16 protein-coding genes are annotated in these 19,296 nt (G+C 41.4%); 1 reads left to right on the top strand and 15 read right to left on the bottom strand.

The genetic code is table 11. From position 1 onward, the window contains the following. Nucleotides 1–163 precede the first annotated feature (163 nt). A complete protein-coding gene (locus tag CYPRO_RS03330) occupies nt 164–1,027 on the bottom strand; it encodes an ISAon1 family transposase (RefSeq protein WP_456298331.1) in 864 nt (287 codons plus the stop codon). Nucleotides 1,028–1,131: 104 nt separating this feature from the next. Continuing rightward, nucleotides 1,132–1,506: an ISAon1 family transposase N-terminal region protein gene (locus tag CYPRO_RS03325; RefSeq protein ID WP_114985677.1), complete on the bottom strand. Its 375-nt coding sequence runs from the start codon at nt 1,504–1,506 to the stop codon at nt 1,132–1,134. On the opposite strand from CYPRO_RS03325, the gene CYPRO_RS16405 reads away from it, so the two are divergent. Continuing rightward, complete coding sequence (locus CYPRO_RS16405) at nt 1,486–1,686, top strand: hypothetical protein (RefSeq protein ID WP_124245503.1); 201 nt, start codon at nt 1,486–1,488, stop codon at nt 1,684–1,686. The genes CYPRO_RS03325 and CYPRO_RS16405 overlap by 21 nt on opposite strands. Nucleotides 1,687–1,854: 168 nt before the next feature. Here CYPRO_RS16405 and CYPRO_RS03320 read toward each other — a convergent pair whose 3' ends face one another. The 13 genes from CYPRO_RS03320 to CYPRO_RS03260 form a co-directional block, all read right to left on the bottom strand. Next, the gene (locus CYPRO_RS03320) at nt 1,855–3,822 is read right to left on the bottom strand and encodes a SusE domain-containing protein (RefSeq protein ID WP_114983275.1); all 1,968 of its coding nucleotides are present in this window, start codon (nt 3,820–3,822) and stop codon (nt 1,855–1,857) included. A gap of 278 nt (nt 3,823–4,100) precedes the next feature. Then, a complete protein-coding gene (locus CYPRO_RS03315) occupies nt 4,101–4,883 on the bottom strand; it encodes an ATP-binding cassette domain-containing protein (RefSeq protein WP_114983274.1) in 783 nt (260 codons plus the stop codon). After that, nucleotides 4,870–5,913: an ATP-binding cassette domain-containing protein gene (locus tag CYPRO_RS03310; RefSeq protein WP_114983273.1), complete on the bottom strand. Its 1,044-nt coding sequence runs from the start codon at nt 5,911–5,913 to the stop codon at nt 4,870–4,872. Before CYPRO_RS03310 ends, CYPRO_RS03315 begins: the two co-directional genes overlap by 14 nt. Before the next feature lie 7 nt (nt 5,914–5,920). Next, on the bottom strand, nt 5,921–7,096 hold the full coding sequence (locus tag CYPRO_RS03305; protein WP_114983272.1) for an ABC transporter permease: 1,176 nt from the start codon (nt 7,094–7,096) through the stop codon (nt 5,921–5,923). Beyond that, nucleotides 7,096–7,980, bottom strand: coding sequence for an ABC transporter permease subunit (locus CYPRO_RS03300; RefSeq protein ID WP_114983271.1), 885 nt, complete (start codon nt 7,978–7,980; stop codon nt 7,096–7,098). Before CYPRO_RS03300 ends, CYPRO_RS03305 begins: the two co-directional genes overlap by 1 nt. After that, nucleotides 7,977–9,554 (bottom strand): ABC transporter substrate-binding protein, encoded by a 1,578-nt coding sequence (locus tag CYPRO_RS03295; RefSeq protein ID WP_114983270.1) that lies wholly within the window; start codon nt 9,552–9,554, stop codon nt 7,977–7,979. The genes CYPRO_RS03300 and CYPRO_RS03295 overlap by 4 nt, the downstream gene beginning before the upstream one ends. Further along, a complete protein-coding gene (locus CYPRO_RS03290) occupies nt 9,551–10,834 on the bottom strand; it encodes a hypothetical protein (RefSeq protein ID WP_124245502.1) in 1,284 nt (427 codons plus the stop codon). The genes CYPRO_RS03295 and CYPRO_RS03290 overlap by 4 nt, the downstream gene beginning before the upstream one ends. A 13-nt stretch (nt 10,835–10,847) precedes the next feature. Beyond that, entirely contained in the window at nt 10,848–12,614 is a 1,767-nt protein-coding gene (locus CYPRO_RS03285) for a DUF5683 domain-containing protein (RefSeq protein ID WP_114983268.1), read from the bottom strand. Nucleotides 12,615–12,627: 13 nt separating this feature from the next. Then, the gene (locus CYPRO_RS03280; RefSeq protein WP_124245501.1) at nt 12,628–14,514 is read right to left on the bottom strand and encodes a carboxypeptidase-like regulatory domain-containing protein; all 1,887 of its coding nucleotides are present in this window, start codon (nt 14,512–14,514) and stop codon (nt 12,628–12,630) included. 36 nt (nt 14,515–14,550) lie between these two features. Then, a complete protein-coding gene (locus tag CYPRO_RS03275) occupies nt 14,551–15,093 on the bottom strand; it encodes a hypothetical protein (protein WP_114983266.1) in 543 nt (180 codons plus the stop codon). A 4-nt stretch (nt 15,094–15,097) separates the two neighbouring features. Beyond that, on the bottom strand, nt 15,098–16,570 hold the full coding sequence (locus CYPRO_RS03270) for a PP2C family protein-serine/threonine phosphatase (RefSeq protein WP_114983265.1): 1,473 nt from the start codon (nt 16,568–16,570) through the stop codon (nt 15,098–15,100). 7 nt (nt 16,571–16,577) lie between these two features. After that, nucleotides 16,578–17,753: an FHA domain-containing protein gene (locus CYPRO_RS03265; RefSeq protein WP_114983264.1), complete on the bottom strand. Its 1,176-nt coding sequence runs from the start codon at nt 17,751–17,753 to the stop codon at nt 16,578–16,580. Next, nucleotides 17,743–19,230 (bottom strand): serine/threonine-protein kinase, encoded by a 1,488-nt coding sequence (locus tag CYPRO_RS03260; protein ID WP_114983263.1) that lies wholly within the window; start codon nt 19,228–19,230, stop codon nt 17,743–17,745. Before CYPRO_RS03260 ends, CYPRO_RS03265 begins: the two co-directional genes overlap by 11 nt. Between the last annotated feature and the right edge of the window lie 66 nt (nt 19,231–19,296).

The raw sequence follows: 19,296 nt of genomic DNA, 5'->3' as shown, positions 1-19,296 counted from the left end.
GGTAACCCGACCAGCTATACAGCCTGCCCTCCCGCAAATTATAACATGCCAACCATCTTCAGCTAGCACAAACTGCTGAAATTCAGGTATTTATTTAGTGTGGAGGACTTGCTTGTCGGGTGTTTTCAAGGGTCAAGTACATTTCTTGGGGAGAACTCGATAATCAAGCAAAAAGTTTTTCGAGTCTGAACAGGAAGAACGGTACATCCCGAACGCCTTTTTGGATGGCGCGGAACATTTTAATTTTCGCATTAAAGGATTCCGCATTGGCATTTGTAGCCCGGTGATCAAAGAAGTTTAGAATAGTATCCATGTGGTTGGATACAGAATTCGCTGCTGTGGCAAATTCTTCTTTATAGTACTTATGAGAATCATTTATCCAGTCTCGCATGTGCTGGGCTGCTATTGCCTTGTTTGTATTTTCGTAAATGGAGCGTAGCCGCATAGCGTGATTGTATGTTGTTTCTAAATGGGGATAGCGGGCAAAAGCAATGCTCATTCTGATGCGCTGGGATAAAGACCAGCTGCTTTGGGGTTGATTAAGGGTGTTTCGCATGCGGGCCAATAATTGTTTAGGCGTGTCACCGTTGGCAAGTTCTTCGCCAACATAGCGCTTCTTATCGGCTCTGGCTTGTATAATTGCCCTGTTTTCTGTATCCATCTCTTGCCTGCGTAGCTTGACACGAGCCTGCTGAACACATTCATTGACTAATCGAACTACATGGAAGCGGTCTGTTACGATCGATGCCTGGGCAAACACCTGCTGCACTGCCGACTTCATATTCGCAGCCATATCCATACTCACCTGTCGGACCTGATTTCTTAGTTCAAGGGGTAAAAGCTCGAGACGGCTGACCAAATCCGCTACCCTTGTTCCCTGAATAATGGCGATTGTTGATCCCTTTCGCCCTTTTGCCTGCTTATTGGCCACAATGGTGTACAGCTCACCACGTGACAGACTTACCTCATCGATACTTATATCAGGCCCCACATTATCGGGATAAAGCAGGTACTGGCTCGCATTGATCCCGCTGGTTCCAATCCCGGAAGCCGCTGCTGTGGTTTTTATAGAGCCTTCGCAGCGTGCGGGGCTTCACGCCATGGTGTTCGGCAATCGTTTTTACCGTTTCTTCACGGGTTTTGACCAGTACCTTTTAAAAAAGCCGATAGCTCGGCGGTCATTTTGGCTCCTTTTGCTAAAAAAGCCAAGTCGGAGGTAATGGTATGATTTGGATCGCTCTTCGAACGCCAGCGCCGCCGCCGAAAGACCAGGTACACCAGATTCGTGCGAATAGCAAAATCCTGAATCGTTTTGGATTCGCAAAAACCTTTAGATTCCCATTCATCGGGGGCATAACCAGGGGGAAGCTGATTCTTCTCCACCAGATAGATGTGTAATGTTGAAGCGATAGCGCTACCCTCTATCCGGGACTGCTCAAAACGCTCAATTTCAAACCGGTCCAGCAAACCAGCCGGTAAAAACAAGTGCAACAATTCTTTTTCCATACCCACAAAATAACACGAAATCAGATCCGCTCCCCAAGTATTTTACTTGATCCCAAACAAGCACTGTCACTCAACGAAATCAAAGCCAAACTCAGAAGTACCTCCGAGACCTGGATTGCGGCTACGCTGTTTGTGCTGAATCTGACAGCCTTCGCCAATCAGGCTGGCTTTACTTTTTAAGGAAGCCCTATTTAAGAGCCTACTCCGAAAAGTCCATTTTTAGGCTTATCACTCCTCTAAAATTGTAATAGAGGCCACTTTTTTCGTTGAAATTGACTTTTCGGAGCGAACTCATTTAATAGACTTTATATAATTCCTTTCAGAAGCATACATTATCATCAATACATGTTATTTAACCAGCATCATGGTTCGAGTTTGGATAAAACTGCCCGATTCCAATCGGTAGATATACATCCCGCTCGATAGCCGCGAGGCATCGAAGGTAACGATGTGGTAGCCGGCGTTTTGCATAGTATTGACCAATATTGCGACCCGTTGCCCCATGATGTTGAAGACCTCCAAACGGACGTCAGCTACTTCGGGCAGGGCATATTCGATTTGGGTAGTCGGGTTAAAGGGGTTGGGATAGTTTTGGTTCAGGGCGAATGCTGAGGGAACCACAGGTTCGTTTACGGACGTAGGCGGGGTTAGCAGCAAGGTAAAGGGTTCTTCTGCCCGCTGTGTGCCCTGTTCATTTTGTGCTTCAACTGTCCACTCAAGAGTGAGCGCACCTTCAGTATTCACTCCGGCTTCGTTCAGGGCCGAAACAATCCCGGCTACTGTTAAAGTGAGTTGTGTTGCCGTGCCCTCATCATCGGATGAGAAGCCCAGTACCGGCTCATCGAAATCACCGCCCTGCTCAATCAAAAGCCAGGTGTATGTATCAGCATTTTCAGATGCATCCCAGATAACAGTGACTTCAGTATTATCTTCGGGATCAGCAATCAGCTCCGTACCGCTTTTGGGAGACAGCAACGAAAATGTACCCGGCGGCAGCAAATCATCTGAGGTCGTAAATGACCATACTTCGCTCCATTCGCCACCACCAATTTCATTTGAACCTCTCACACGCCAGAAATACAGTGTTTCCTCGTTCAGATTAACATTTCTTGAAGTACTTGTTATGTTACTTTGGTTGACGACTAAGCTTGACGAGCTAAAGCTTGAACTGGTTGCTACTTGTAACTGATAAGAAGTCGCCCCTAATGCGCTATTCCAGCTCAATGTTGTACTTTCAGGTACATTTATGGCACCGTTTGATGGAGAAACTAATGTTGGGGGAGGTGGTACATGGTTGATCAATGTATATGTGATTATCAACCACGGTTCGGCGTTATTTCCACAGCAATCCCATCCACGAAATTGCCCTCTTTGCATAATAGTATCTGAAGAAGGTCTGATAGATATTCCATGTATTGTTCCATTTATAATGCTATCTTGCAAATAACTTCTTCCAGACGCTGTGTAATTAACCTGTCTTATAGCTGGTGCAGTTGGCGTCATTCCATTCCAATTATTTATAAACGTAGGTACTGATCCAATATAATTATATAAAGCTTCAGGACCAGTCAGACTATTAAAAGTGTTTACATCCATTTGCCCAATATCAATTCTATGAGAAGTATTTCCTGCATCTGTCAAAAAAAAATCGAGCTCTGCATTTATAATTTCTGCGTTGTTTGGGATTGATAATATGTTAAAAAATACCCAAGATTTTGATCTGTAATTAACACTATCTCTTCCAGCACTTATTCCTCCATTGCTATTGCCATGTGCCACATTATAGCTAAAATTCTCGATTGGACCTTTCGTAACAGTGCCCGTCCACCATTGCGTCGCATTTGGGCGCACGAGTACAGTAGTCTGTAATAAACCTTCTGAATTTACTTCTGATTTTATTAACTTTTTATGCTTTATTGCGTCATTAAATTTTTTTTGTAGATTTAACAAATCTTCAACCACTATCGACTCTACACCCTCCATTAGTGCTAACTCCACAAAATCAATAGTGGAAGAACTAATATCTAGTACATATTGATCTTCAATAAAACCTTGAATAAATAATGTTCTCTCTTTAATTAGGTTCAAATAATTATATTTTTCATTTGAGTTCAAGTTATCCCAATACTCTTTTCTATCGTGAATTAATTTACTCGTGTCAACAGGGATATGACTAGTTGGTGGGTCATCAAATACTCTTAGTTCTGTATTTTGGCCAAGCAAATTATCGGTTAACCAAATCATCAGAAATAACATAGTTGCTACTTTGAAAACAAAGCTTATTGAACTCAATTCGTCAGTAAAGAAGTTTTTCATATCGTTGACCTTATTGATAGTTACGTTGCTTGAACATTTTAAGTATCCTCACGGATCATGGCTAGTGCAGATTTTCTCTTTAACTATTAAACCTCGATTTTTAATCCTAAATTCACCTTTACACTTCTAATCCGAAACATGTTGAATTGGAAAGACAACATATAATTTAGCAAAAAATTACTTTATTTAATTTATATTCACAGTATCTACAGAATCACATGCAAACACACTTTGGGAGTATCAGGTCCGGTGCAGAGAGCCAGAGGAAACCCGGCCTGCTATACACCCAGTAATTTATGGCTTACCTCACTTGCGTAGGAATCAGTAGTCCAGGGTTTTGAAATCACTTCCGCAATCCTGCCTTCGTGCATCACAATGAGGGTGTCACAGACTTCCTGCATGATGTCAGTATCGTGCGAAATGATGACTACGGTTAAACGATACTGTTTTTTAAGCTTGAGTATGAGCCTGAGCATGGCAAACTGCAGTACCTTGTCCAGCCCTGCAAAGGGTTCATCTGCAAACAGAACGGAAGGGCCGGTTGCGAGGGCCCGCGCAAGGGCTACCCTTCTTTTTTCACCACCGCTGAGCTGATGGGGATATTTTTTCAGATAGCTTTGATCCAAGCCTATGTCCTGAATCAGGCGGTCACAACTTGCCCTTACATCAGAACCCACCGGTTTATCCGGGTTTAGCCGGAGAGCCTGTACGAATATTTCTTCTACCCTCAGGCCGGGATTTAAAGCTGCTTCCGGATGCTGATATATCATTCTCACATTTGGCCTGAGGTGTCCGCGCAGCTCGTCTTCATTGAGCTGCGTCAGGTCTTTACCCTTATACCACACTTCACCGGCGTCAGGGCGGCTAAGCTGTAAAATGCCCCTCAGCAGGGTCGTCTTTCCGGCGCCGCTCAGACCGATTATACCCGTAACTTCTTCGGATAACAAGTCAAGATCTATCTCATTCAGCACGGGTTCTCTGCTTCCGGTTACTGTGATAAAGGATTTTTCAAGCTTCCGGACGCTGAATATTACATCTGTTTTAGTCTCAGGCTTTTTCATCACCAACTCCCCAGCATGCAGCTTTTCTTTGGTTGCCCCGATCTGTTAGCGGAGGCATATTGGTTGTACACTTGCGCTGCAGATCTTCAGGCAGGGTCTTTTTCAGAGCACATCTTGAGGCATACGGACAGCCGGACTCCGCTTTTTTATGTCCGTTGAGGTAGTCCTCCCGGAAAACCGGACTGTCAGCCGCAGCCTCACGTAAGCGCCCGAAAAGTTCGCCGGTAGCCATCGAAAACAAAAAACGGGCGTAGGGGTGATATGGCTCCCCACCTTCTTTCAGTACCTTGGTCGGGATTTCTTCGACGATTCGCCCGGCGTACATCACGATAATCCGGTCGGTGATGGTCATGATTTCAGCCAAATCATGGGATATGATAATAAGGCTGAGATACTGTTCTTTATAGAATTTCTGGATTAATTCAATAATCTGCCGGGATGTATAGGGGTCGAGTGAACTTGTGGGTTCGTCAGCTATCAGCACGGTCGGCTGACCAAGCAGGGCGAGCATGATATAAGCGCGTTGTGCCTGCCCCCCACTGAGCTGCACGGGATACTTTGCAAGGATAGCTTTAGGATCCGAAAAGCCGAGTTTTTGAAGGATGAAAGTGGTCTGACTCTCAAAACCTATGAGCCCTATCTCTGGCCGTAGGGTGAGCCAGGTTTCCCGGGCCTGCTCTTCAATGGTCAGGTGCGGAAGCAAACTCGCCCGTGCATCCTGAAAAATAATGCCAATATCATTCCCCCGAAGGGCTGCAAGTTTTTTCCGCTCACTTCTTTTTCCGGCAAAGGCAGCATCCCAAACCAGATTATCTTCAAAGAGAATCCGGCCTGAAAGGGGTTTAATGTTTGGGTGCGTAAGGCCCAAGAGGGAAAGCACCGTTTGGGTTTTGCCGCTGCCTGATTCCCCGACAATACCAAGTCTCTCCCTTTTGTAGAGTGTGAAAGAAATATTTTCGGCAATTTCAGTGTACCGGCTTCCGGTTTTTACGCCAAGAGAAAGATTCTGAACTTCTACTGCTTTATACATAGCTTCCTTATTTATGCTGGCATTTTCTTGCTATTCCATCGCCCAGCACGTAAAATCCAAAAATGGTTAGCACAATTGCCAGTCCGGGAAAAAGGGTAACCCAATACATGCCGTCGAGCAGGGCCGCGCGGCCGGAATTGAGTACAAGTCCCCAGGATGTTTCCGGAATTTGCACACCAATCCCCAGGTAGCTCAGGGTTACTTCAACCATAACCGCAAAAGCAAATACATAGGGGATATAGGGGAAAATGAGTCCTTTGCAGTTAACCCATATAATTTCACGCCACAGTACGACTTTGGGGCTTAAGCCAAGTTCAACAGCACTTTCCACAAACTGAATTTCCCTGAAACGCTGTACCACAGCACGAATGCTCTCTGCAAATGCAGGCATCAGTACAAGACCGGCTGCAATCATGGTACTGTAAATATTAAACCCTGAAATAACAGCAGCCAGAAAAATGAGGAGCAAAGCCGGAACCGTTTCAAGCAGCAGGTTAAGTCCCTGCAGTATTTTTGACGCCATGCCGGTATAAAATCCGGATAAGGCCCCAAGCAGCAAACCGACGGGAAGCGCAATGAGTAAGGCAATCAGCCCCGGTAAAACCAGCCACTTTGTTCCGGAAATAAGCAAGTGAACCATGGATCGCCCGCGCTCATCAGTCCCGAGAAAAAACGCCTCACTGCTTACATATACCGGAAACGTAACCATTTTTGTAGTTGATTCATCCATATGCCTGATGGTAATACGCAGTTCAATCTCATGACGGCCTGCCTGCAAAGAGTCGGGTTTCCATACAAAACGGCCCTCTTCAACGGAGGCACCCGCCGGTACTCTTCCTGCCTCGAGCTGTTCTGCTTTTGCACCGTTCTTAAGTTTAGGCCTGAAAGTATACGCCTGACCTATGGTTGCTCTAACATTGGGTCGGTTGCGGACAAAGATTTCATCTTCCGCATCTTCATCACTCATTATGAGCATTCCCCAGGGATCATAAACTTCTTCATGCAAAGGAAACTGCATGGTTACCCGCTGCAGCAATAAAGACTTAGGAGGCAAATTCCGCTCCCCACTCCTGATGAAATCATCACCCGAGAGCAGTACAATGATATTGGAAACCAGCAGGATCAGAACAATCGCTCCGCCAATGCCTATGCGCCAGTATTCCCGCAGAGCCTCTGTATTCATTAGCTGTATCTTCTTTGAGGATTAAGCCGGAATGAAGCTATTTCCCGGAGTACACTGACAGTAACAATTATGGACAGAAAAACCAGATATACGGCAATCAAAACGGGGTAATCTTTGGCTCCTTCTTCTGTGAGCAGACTCCATAACAACCACCCGAGCCCCCGCCAGTCGAAGATGAACTCGACAATAATGGTGCCGCTAATGAGATAAACAAGTTTACTGCTGACCACATGAAACACAGGCTCTGTAAGCCTTGATACAAGATGTTTTGTCTCGCTGCTTCGCCTCGCTTTTACAGCTTTCATCCAGGGCTGCTCCATAATTGAAGCCGTTTCTGACCTTACTTTGTTGTACACATCGCTAAAAGTACCGTCCCCAAAGGAGAGCGCTAAAACTACAGGGAGCAAAAAAAAGAGTTTACCCGTGAAACCGGCATCCTCAAAGTTCCCATAAGTCGGTACGATCGAAAACCACGAAAACCAGGCAAACATCAGCATCACGCCCCAGACAAGCAGGGGCACAGAACTCAGCCAATGCAAAAGTGCAGACACCGAGGCCATGAGTGCGCTTTCCTGCTTTTTGGCGGCGAGCACACCTGCCGGAACTGCAAACAAAATTACAAACAAAATGCTCACCGTCAGTATCACAAAAGTGATTTTAAAATGATAACTGAGCAGCTCAAATACCGAAAAGGGTAAAAGCCAGGATTCGGAAAACCGAAAAGTGAACACAATTTTCAGATAGCTCACAAAACGCTCCCAAAAACCTGGCGCTGTGTGATCGGGCACAAAAGCTGTAAGCAGGCACAGCAATACGATGCCTGCAATGAGCTGAAGCAAACCTTTAAGAATAACTTTAGCAATAAAGTTATTGGCAAGACTCATAAATCCTGCACTCTCCAGTAATTAACTTCATTAAAGAAATAGAACGGATCTACCCTGACATTATAAAACCGCAGATTAATGGCAGCATTACGCTCAAGGGTAAACATAAAGATATACGGAATGTCTCTTGCAATTATCTCCTGTATAGAACTCATCAGCTCCATGCGTTCACTGCGGCTTTCTGAATTAAAGAAGGATTCGAATCTTGCATCAACAGCCCGATTACTATATCCTGTTACATTAAACTCAGAAAATACTGACCGACTAAAAAACAATGGGGAGATATCGTAGGTAGGATCAAAAAAGATTTCCATTACAGCAAGATCAAAATCACGGCTTTCAAAAACCCTCTGGCGAAAATCGTCATAGGTGAGATTTACAATTTGAATTTCAATTCCAATGTTGCGCATTTCATCAATAAAATCCTGAACGACATTTCTCAGGCTTGGGTCATTCGTATTTGCACCCAAATCGCGTACAACCATTGAAAAACGAAGCCGATTCCCGTTGGCGTCCTGCAAAAACCCATCGTTGTTCCGATCTGAAAATCCGGCGTCTGCAAGCAATTGCCTTGCTCTTGCTGGTTCGTACGGTAAAGGCTGTACATTGGGGTTAAAAAATGGTGCGCCAGGAGTAAGCGGCCCCCCAATTAAACTCCCTCTGCCGTTGTACCATGTGTTCAGAACACGCTCACGATTAAAACCCCGAACCATAGCTTCACGCACATTCCTGTTTCCAAGCATGCTGTTGCTGTAATTGAAGGCAATCGTACTTATTGAAAAAGACTGATAAGGGATGAGATTATGCATGCCTCTTTCAGCGATTTGTCGAACTCTATTTGCCGGTACATTTATGAGCAAATCAGTAGCATTTGAAAGAAGTTCTGTTATTCGGGCATCAAGATCGATAGTCTGCCTGCGAACAATTTTACCTATATCTCTTATAGTACCGTGATAATCAGGGAAATGCTCAAAAGTAATACCACTCATATTAAACTCAGACACTCTGTAAGGTCCGGTACCGATTGGATTTCTTATAAAATCTGTTGCATTATCCCCCTCAAGTCTGTGCTTTGGCACAATCCAAATAAAGCTTAATTCAGCTTTTGGATCTCTTACATCCTCCTTAAAAACAAACTCAACCTGATCATCACTTAATATATTGATGTTTTCAATTAAGCCACTCAGTCTGTTTCTAACAGCTTCATTTCTGTTGAAATTCATGGCTTTATCGAAAGTAAAATAGACATCATCAGCTGAGAAATTTTTCCCATCATGCCATTTCACATTATCTTTAAGTCTGATAACTACCTTTCGCGGCTGTTGTACAAGTATTTCTTTCGCAAGGGCGTATTCGAACTGCTCTAAATTATAGTCATACGTAAAAAGGGGTTCAAATATCAGGGAGAAAATTCTGGCGGTATTTGCTCTTTCGGACGCATTATCATACGGATGAAGCCGGGCAAATTGGGCATCCTCAGTATATCGAAGCGTTCCTTGTTGTGCAAAAAGGCTTTGCGCAGAAACGACTAAAATAATAAGTAGTAGTGCTTTGCTTAAGTAACTTTTTTTCATTGTTCGTATCTGATAATTTGGTTAGGAACATCATCCGGTGGCAGGGTTGCAAGCTGTAATACTAAAAACAGACGGCCAAATTCCGGGTTTGTACGCAATAAGCGCTCAATTAACAGACGAGAATCCGATCTCATATCTGCATTTTCCTGATACAGATTCAGCGCACTAAATAAAACTGCAGCAACCCGGTCATTTTGAGCCTGATCTAATGCGTTAATACGCTGCACATAATTACGGAACAGCTCAGCTGCAAGATTTTTATCAAGCAAATAAATGGCTTGCAACATAGTTTGACGCTGATTCATGGTGAACTGACTTCTTTCTCGCATGAGGTTAAATAGTTGCTCAAGTTTTGTAAGAAATAAACCTGACATGCGGTCCGCATTGCAATAGTGCAAAGCATAACCCACAGCATAAGACAGTCCTATAGCCTGATATTCTGATAACATGTCAGTGACCAACTGTTCTTCCGTCTCCCCACATGCTGAATTTGTTGCGAACACCCTACCAAGGTTGACAACCATCTGATACAATATATCCGAACCCTGATAGCTTTTGCTTTCAAAAAATGTCAGTTCTCTTAGAGCGTATGCAGCTATCGTATATTCAAATGAATCTACTGTATTTAGCATCTCAAACGCGTATTTTCTGGCCAATTGATAATATGCAACCCAATATGCATGATACATGTCGGCCCATTTTGACAATAGCGTATCTAAAGAATACAAATCGGATGCCTCATTTATTTCGTCAAGCAACTGTGCTCTGCTTGTTGAAGATATTTGCGTGAGGATTTTACGGATTTCGTTTGAATCCATAACATCATCTTTACTATGCAATTGAGCAAAAATACTACAAACATATGCAGACAAATACTTTTCAACATTGCTGCAATTTGGTATATCCGAAGAATCCACAAACCAGCTGGCAGGAAACTCAAGGTCATGTGATTGATTCTTATTCAAGAAAGCATTCATTCTCTTGCCAACCTGCAATTCATTTGTGTTTGTATCTTCATAATCAGACGTGATATAGTACAGAGATAATTCAAGAAAGTAATAATACGAGAGCCTATACAATTCAGCGTACGAAAGCAATTTTTCCAAACTATTACTTGCACTGGATCCGTAAGAACTGTTTGTGACATTATTTATTTCAGAAATAATGTCACGATTGTGTGCAAAACATTCTTTGCCCGGAATAAAACCAAGCAATACAAGTATGAAAAATAGCTGAAAGCATTTTATACATTCATTTTTTATGTTTTTTATTTGCAGCATAAAAAACCTTTTCTTACAATCCATTTAAAGTGATTTGTACTCCAGGGTAAATTACTGATCCACTTTGGGAAGTCAGCAAATCAGCGTTAAGCGTAACACGATTCTTAACCCCTTCTCTTGAAACACGTCTGTATATTGGAAACCCTTGCTGCGCATCAAATAAATTATAAACATATACAGCGGCTAAAAGAGTAAGTGATAAGGTTTGAAGGTTGTTAAAACGTTTTTGATCATCAAGTGCAAGGTCACGCTTCCTTCTTACATCCATTAGTTCAGCACTTGTTGCCTCATTACCAACAAGGAGATCCCTAAATGCATCAAGCTGCCTTTGGTATTCGTCTAAAGCGTTTTTTGCCTCCAAACCGAAATAGATACCTGCCCCGGTGAGCACTGCAGCCCCTGCCATCAGACTATATCCTTTTATTTGCTGACCTTTAAACAGTTGACCATATCCCGGAATTAGGGCTGATCTGATGAGTGCATCCCTTTGACCAACATTCTGGAACGTATAAGGAGCTGTAAACGAATGATCTTGTGATTCCCAAGTTGCAAAATTAAGATTTAATTCACCATCCATTTGCGAGCTGTATATAAAACGTATGGTATTTTCAGATGGCATCATTGCGACATAATCATTATTGAAATGATTACGATCTGATATCGTTGTTGATAACTGACGCCCGTCTGCACGTATGGATCTTAAAATTACCGGGAAATTATTATCCGGATCGTTGTTTACAAATCCTGTGAAAACACGTTCGTCTTCACCCGTTAAAAAATTCACCACCATTGGGCCTGTGAGCGTATCGCGCGCTCTCGAAACTCCCCTAACCTGAAAACGCTCTCTGTTTAGTGGCCGAAACCCAAAATCTTCTCCTTCAGTAATCAAACTTCTAATGAGTATGTTCCAGCTAAAATTATCCTCTTGTTCTGACGCATTATGCGACTGCGTTATTTCGGGCACAAAATATGAAAGATGTGCACCATCAGAAGACCAAAAAGGTCTTGATTTTTCAAAAGCCCGATCCGCCGGCAAGTTCTGATTTACACTGTAAAGATCTTGTGATTTGTCACGCAGAAACAAACCATAATTAAACACAAGAATATCACCATCTCTCTCAAATGCTATGAATTCCTGATTATGTGACCAATTAGGATATGCTGCGTTTTCAATAAAAAGTATCGGGAGCAGTTCCTGTTCTTGCATCATCTCAGGACTTAAGATACCCGAAACCTTAAAAACGTTACCCCCGAACTCGAAAATAAAAGCAGTTCCGTCAGCCGCCCACTGCGGGCGTAGCAGAGAACCGTCTCCTCTTGGCAGACTTATGGTTAAAGGGAAGTAATTACAGGCTTCAGCTGTACTACAATCCAAACTTTTGCCAACATAACCTGCATATATTCTGTTTTCTGATCTTGATGTGAATAAGAACCAATACCTGCCATTCTCATCCAACACCGGCCTCCAGTTAAAATCATCACAGTTTTTATTCGTAATGATTTCCTCTTCTCTGCCGATATCGTCTCTAACAGTTTCTGTATATCTGCATAGTGACATAACAGGGATAAAACCATTACCACTTGTCTGAAAGTACCCTAAATTCAGAGCGTTGTCACGTTCGGCAACATAAGAAAACAAATTTACATTAGATGGATTAATCACCGCCTTCACTTCTCTTTCACCCTCAGTTTGATTTTGCAATGATACCGCCTGTCTCGCTGATGATAGCTCCGGTATGAAAAGAAGTATTATAATTATATTGCTTAAAATAATTTTCATGGTAATCTAATTGTTAATTAATCCCGAAGAGAATATCTGCTTCAACAACCTGAATGAGGTTCAAAGTATCATTTTTGTAGTTTTGCAGATCTGAAGACAGGTTATCAACCTCTGAAAACCTCGCATGAACATCCCTAAGCTGAGATATGGCTTGTCTTGCAACGACTCCCATTCTGTCGGTATCCGTTGTTAAACGTATTTGCTCATAATAACTTAATGCATAAAAATATCTGGCAGTTAGTTCAACCCTTTGTCTGTCATTTGGCGGGTAATTAAAACGCATACTGCCAAACATGGGTCGTATAAATTCTCTTGCTTCAGTTAATTCGTTTAAGTTAGAAGCGCTTCTCACCAGGTGATTTCCCAATGCAAGCCTGGCCTGAAAATTGGCATTATCTTCTGAGACCAGGTACTCAAAAACATTAACTGCATCTCGTATATCTCCTCCTTCGTATAATATTACAGCAAGCCTGTACAGCTCATTATGATATCTAAGTCTGTTTTCAGCCGATAAACCTGGCGCTTGTGCGGGTTTGCTTCTGAGTAATCTTGAGGCATCTGTGATACTTCGAGCTTGTTGCATGTCATCTATGAAGCTGAGTATTGATACCTCACTTAGTGTAGCAGTAATTGAGGATGCGCTCCCGGGCCTGATCTCGACAGTACCTGTTCTTGAATTAAAACCGGCTAACTCAATATCGTATTCATACACTCCGGGCGTGAGCTGCAGTAACTCATTCGTGCCCGGCTGTATTATCTGATTATTACTTGTATTTCGTACACTTATATTTGCGTTCGCCGGCCGTACTGCTACTACAAGTTCACCCATTACTTCAATTGGCTGAAGCGTTATATTTAAATTGCTTTCGCCTCTGCGTAATTCTATTTGTCCGCTTTCAGACTTATAATCATCGGCGTCAGCTGTCCAGCTGTAGTCACCTACGGGCAGAGCGAGACTTTGATCGTTTGACTGAACGGGGAATTCTTCGCCTGTAGCTATCGAAGTCACACTAACATTGGCTGTTTCTGGTATTATATCAAAATTGATAATACCTGTGGCAATCACTGGCGCGGATACAAATGTGATGGCATTATCTCCCCGCACAAGTTCAATCGTTTCAGACAGAGTTTCGAACCCTTCTGCTTCAATTTCAAGTAAATATCTACCTGTTGGCAGACCTTCAAAATAGTCCTGACCTTCAAAAAACAAGGTCCTGTTTTCGTTCTCGTTTTTAAGGGCAACTGTATATGCATCGGGAGCATTGTTAATTGACAGGTTTGCAACAGACTCTACCATTAGCGTTAAATAATACTGTTTTTGATCCTCCCTAAAACTGATCGAGCCATCACCGCTATATCGAAAGCCTTCACCTGCAACTGCGTACTCAATACCTCTGTCAGACTCAGACTGATCTTTCTCAACGAATATTCTTTTTCCATCCGGACAATTGATGTTGTACGTTTTGTCGTCAACAGTAAATTTCAAAACATCATCTACCGGTAACTCATTATCATCAAGACATGTATTTATTACGATTTCAATCATATTTGCCGTTGAACGAAATCCAAGTTCAACTTCAAGCCCGCTTTCGCCTATAGGCAAAGTTTCTGAGGGTGAAATAAGAACGTACCCTGGCATTTCTCCGCCTGAAAACTGTAAAGGTATTCGATCGCCAGCTATTTTATATGAAATTGTATTCACAGCAGAACAATCAATTTCATGCAGTACTCCATTGATACGCACCTCAGCAGTTCCAGTCAGAATCTCTCCGTCCTGATCAATGCAACTAATTATCGTAAGATTTGCCTCTGTTTTTTGGGAACAACTTGAGAGCGATAATGACAGGTACATTACCAAAATAATTTTCAGCCCTGCAGTCACAATGTGATAGAATGTCATTTTTTTTACCATAGCAAACTATACTATAAAAGTTGATTATTGTTCTGTCCTTGGAGGAACTGTTGATCCCCTCAATATGGCACGATCGTCCCAATCTGATCCTCTGAATGAAATAAAGTTCTCTGCGACAATTATTGACATATCGGAGTGAAGCTCAAAATTGTAGTTGATCAAATCGGTCGCTCTACGGTCTCTTGTCACCAGCATTATAAAATATTCCCGCCCGGGCTGAATATTACGGTGTTCGACATAAAATTGCCCTCTCAGCCCGGTGTTTGCCCGTGCAAAAAGAAACCTGGACTCGTCACGAATTTCTATTGTAACGTCAGGAAGCGGGACAAATGTAGTGTCTCCGTTTACAACAACAGGCTCTGACACTATGCCCCCAATAAAGAACACATCAGGTAAATTTTCAGCAGTTTCAACATCATCATTCGTATCTCTGCTAATTTCATCCTGAAAAGTATCTTCGAGGTCAATACGATGAACTTTTTCAGTTGGTCCGCATGAACTTACAACGAATACGATTACCCAACAGATAAAGATTAGCTTTGCGTGTATGTTATTTATATAAATCATATTATTAGTTCGACTCTTCTGATTGGGATTGTAGATTATCTGGCATAGTACCAAGAATCACAAACTCTTCACCAACTTGAATATTACTATGATCTGCAGGTTTATCACGCCATTCATGCACACTAACTTGTGTACAACGTTCAATTTTTCTTACAGTATCACCTTTACCTACAGTATAATTCAAAACAAATTGACCACTACACTCGCTTCTCATATATTTAACGGCTTCATGCAAATGATTCAAAGGAACTATTTGTGTTAAATCAAATTCCTTTTGGCTACTATCAGGACTTATAATTTCAAATCCACTATATCGAATACTATCATCCACCATAGCAACATTACCTTTAAGAACAAACCAATCATTTCCGGACTCTTCAGGATTAACTGTGTTAGGCAAACCAAAAAGTATATTTACTTCAAACCCACTATTTTTATTTACTGTATTATTTCCATTACTATCAGTTTCACCACTTTGCCCTGTTTCACTTTGTTCAATAGTGTCCTCGCCATTAGACAAAATTACTGCAGACTCATCCGTTTTGGAACCAAATATATCCATATCTCTAATTATATATCCTAATAAAAATGAAGCTACAAATAATGCAACAACCAGCAGTACATATAGTGAATTGGCTTTATTTTCCCGAAATTCACCTTTACTTAAAATTTCTTCGTTTCCATCTTCACCAACATATTGAATAGGATTATGGTCTTCAGTATTATCATCACGACTTAATACTATAGCAGTTATATTATCATCAGAACCATTATTATATGACTCCTCAACAATTTTTCTTGCATAATTATCCGATTGCTGGTTTAAAATACTTAATATTATATTTTCCTCAACAAATCCAGAAACACCATCAGAACAGAGTAATATTCCTTTATTTGAAATGTCAAAACCATCAAGTGCCGGGAAGACATCAACCTCCGTATCTGAGCTTCCGTCTAAGCAGTTTACGAGTACATTCGAACCTATATTTAACGATGAAACATCATAACCTTTATCAACGGCTTGTTGAATTGCCGAATGATCTTTTGTTATTTGGTCCAACGTATGTTCATCAAAAAGATATCCTCTTGAATCACCAACATTAAAGAAAACCGCCTTATTTCCCAGGATAATAGCCATAACGAGCGTTGTACCCATACCAGCCTTTTCGTTGTCAGACTGCGCCGCTTTAGCTATTTCTTTATTAGCCTCAAGGATTGCTTCAACTGCGTTTGCTTTAAGCTCTCTTAAGTCACGGGTGAAGTTATTTTTTAATTCTTTATAGTAACGCTCAAGGGAGGCTATCACTATTTCAGCAGCAATATCACCGGCACGATGACCTCCCATACCATCCGCGACAGCAATTAGAGCAAATGGTACATCCTGTATGCAATCATACAAATAAAGACACCGATCCTCCTGGTAGGATCGGCGTCCCTGTTCCTGGTGTACACTAACAATTGGCAAAGCCTTGCTCATTGGATTATTACTTAAGCCTAAACTCTAACTTAACATTGCCCATTTGAACAATATCTCCGTGGTTGAGGGCACGACTTTCATAAGGTGCCATTTCTTCATCGTTCACTTTTGTGGGGTTAGAGTCTGATTTGGCGTTGTTGACAATAGTATACGGTCCGTTGTTTTCAACAACAAGGACTGCTTGTTTACGGCTTACTGTCATGTCCTTAAGTTGAAAGTGATTTACACTATTGATGTCATCCCTACCAAATGTATACTCATTTGCAGATGATTTTGGATCAATATAGAGTCGCAATTCTTTAGGCTCTGAGATACCTTCCAGAACACTAAAATAACCTCTGCGCACTTTGACAGTTCTGCCTTGAAGAACATTCATTTTTACAGTCTTGTTTTCAACAACAGATGGTTTTTGGTCTTCAGTATCTGTTGGTTTTCTAACACTATTTCCACCCTGACCTCTGTTTCCACCTTCACCACGATTTCCACCTGTTGTAGAACCTGTGACTCCGGAACCTCCAGAACTTGTATCTTTTGTTGCAAACCAAACAATACCAATTAAGGCTAAAATCAAACCAATCCCCAAAAAGGTTGCTACATAATATAAACCAGATCTTGTTAATTTAACTTCACGAATAATATTATCCCTTCGTGTTACAACCGAAATGGTTTTATCGTTATAAAAATTCTTCTGTAACTGTAACATTACATTTCGGTCCTGAGGCAAAATAAGATTAGCAGGCGTTGTGCCCTGCATTACGCCATTCATGATAATTGTAGCGCCGGACGGGTTAGAATTTAGGGTTAGCATTACCGTGCTTCCGCCAACATCTGTAAATTCGCGACTTGACTCAAGTACAAAAAAAGTTCTTTCCCCACGTATTGCTGCACCCTCTGTAAATATCCCTGAAATTCTTAAGGTTGTATTTAGTGGAGGCTTTGAATCTGAGGTTCTTACCCTAATAACGTCATTAAACCTGTCACGAACAACATAAGCTCCGAGATCACCAACATCATCAATATGCTGATCGACCACACCCTCAATGATAACTGCACGGTCCAAATACCTTGATATGTTGTTTTGAAGGTCTTGAATATTCAACTCAGTTTGAGCAGAAACATCAGTTGCTACGAATAGCCACACGACGACTATTGCAAAATATTTTGCTATTATTTTAGTATTCATAATTAATCATGTTTTTTAAAGTTAATTTTATTTCATGAAGTGAATTTGGTCTTTGACCAGGTTTCTTTTCGAGTAACATATATATTATGTCAGTGATCTTATCAGGCACGGATTCTAACTTAGGCACTTCTTTAAATCTATGCATTTCAGCAATCGCATAAGGATTTTTATCTTTAAAAGGCAAACTGCCAGAGAACAGCTCATACATCAGTACACCTAAGGCATAATAGTCAGAACGATAATCTAATTCGGTAGTCCCTTCAAGATACTCCGGTGACATGTAGGCTGGCTTTCCGTACAGGGCACCATAGGAAGAACCTGAGAGCCATGCTACGTCATGCTTTGCTACTCCAAAGTCAATTAATTTAATCTTTGGAGTATCTTCTTCAGTAACCATTATATTATCCGGAGCTATATCACGGTGAAGAACTCCTGTGCTATGCACAGCGTCAATAGCATCCATTAATTGTATTGAAATAACAATTTTATCATGGAAACTCAACCTATTCTCTTTAATTATATTTGTTAAGTTAGCACCTTTTAAATATTCCATTAAAATAAAAGGTACGGTTTCGCCACTATCATTTATCATTTGTCCATAGTTGAATATTTCAACGATTGGAGCATTTGGGGTGTGCTGGTTTATTCTCTTAACTGCAAAACCTTCGCCTATAAACTTCTTTCTCATATCATCATCGTCTAAAAATTGCGACATCTGCTTTAGCACCAGCTGATTACCATTCATATCTTGAACAAGAAACAAATCAGCAACACCACCTTTTGCCAAATGCTTCAGTACCAAAAAATTTTTCCCATCAAGTATGATAGATTTGGAAGCCACATCTTTTTCCTGATCATCCGACACCCATTCTTTGGGCATGTATTTATGATGATATTGGCTATCATCCACGACATTTGGCTCTTCTGCCCTTATGTCGCTCTCTTCTGACTCTTCTTGTGTTAATTGTTTTGAATTATCTTCGTTTTCCTCGTTAAATACATTTGGATCTTCCTCTATATATTTTTCTTTCGATGTAAACTTTTTTTTGTTAATCAACTTTTGTACGGATAATGAATTTACGCCGGAATAGAAATAGAGAAAAACTAATACGCAAGCAAATAGGACAAAAAGCATACCGAGAATAAAGTACCATTCATTCTGCTTATTTACATTTGAAGCAAAGGCTGGATTTAATATTATATTTTTTTCTAAAACACCACCATTATCCAAAGACTGACTCGCAGGAAATGTCATATGTTTTGGAATAAATCCCGGCTTCTCTACAAAAACTTCAATAACTCTGCCTGCTTCTGAATTCTCTGCAAATGCTACTCTATACACTCCCACCCCTACTTCTTGCGCAACAACTCCATTTACACTAACAAGTGCACCTGTCTCAGTCTGAATTAACACTTCCCTCGTTTCAGCAGACAGCAAAAGGAAAGCTATTGCAATATTAATCAGAAGGTTGACCAAAAAATGTAGTTTATGAATTCATATTTATCAGCACTTATCCTTTGGTTTTTTATCCCTTGCGGAAAA

The organism is Cyclonatronum proteinivorum, from assembly GCF_003353065.1.
In the GTDB taxonomy this organism is placed as follows: domain Bacteria; phylum Bacteroidota; class Rhodothermia; order Balneolales; family Cyclonatronaceae; genus Cyclonatronum; species Cyclonatronum proteinivorum.
Note: the sequence above shows the minus strand (reverse complement) of the source record. Positions and strands in the feature narration are given on the sequence as shown.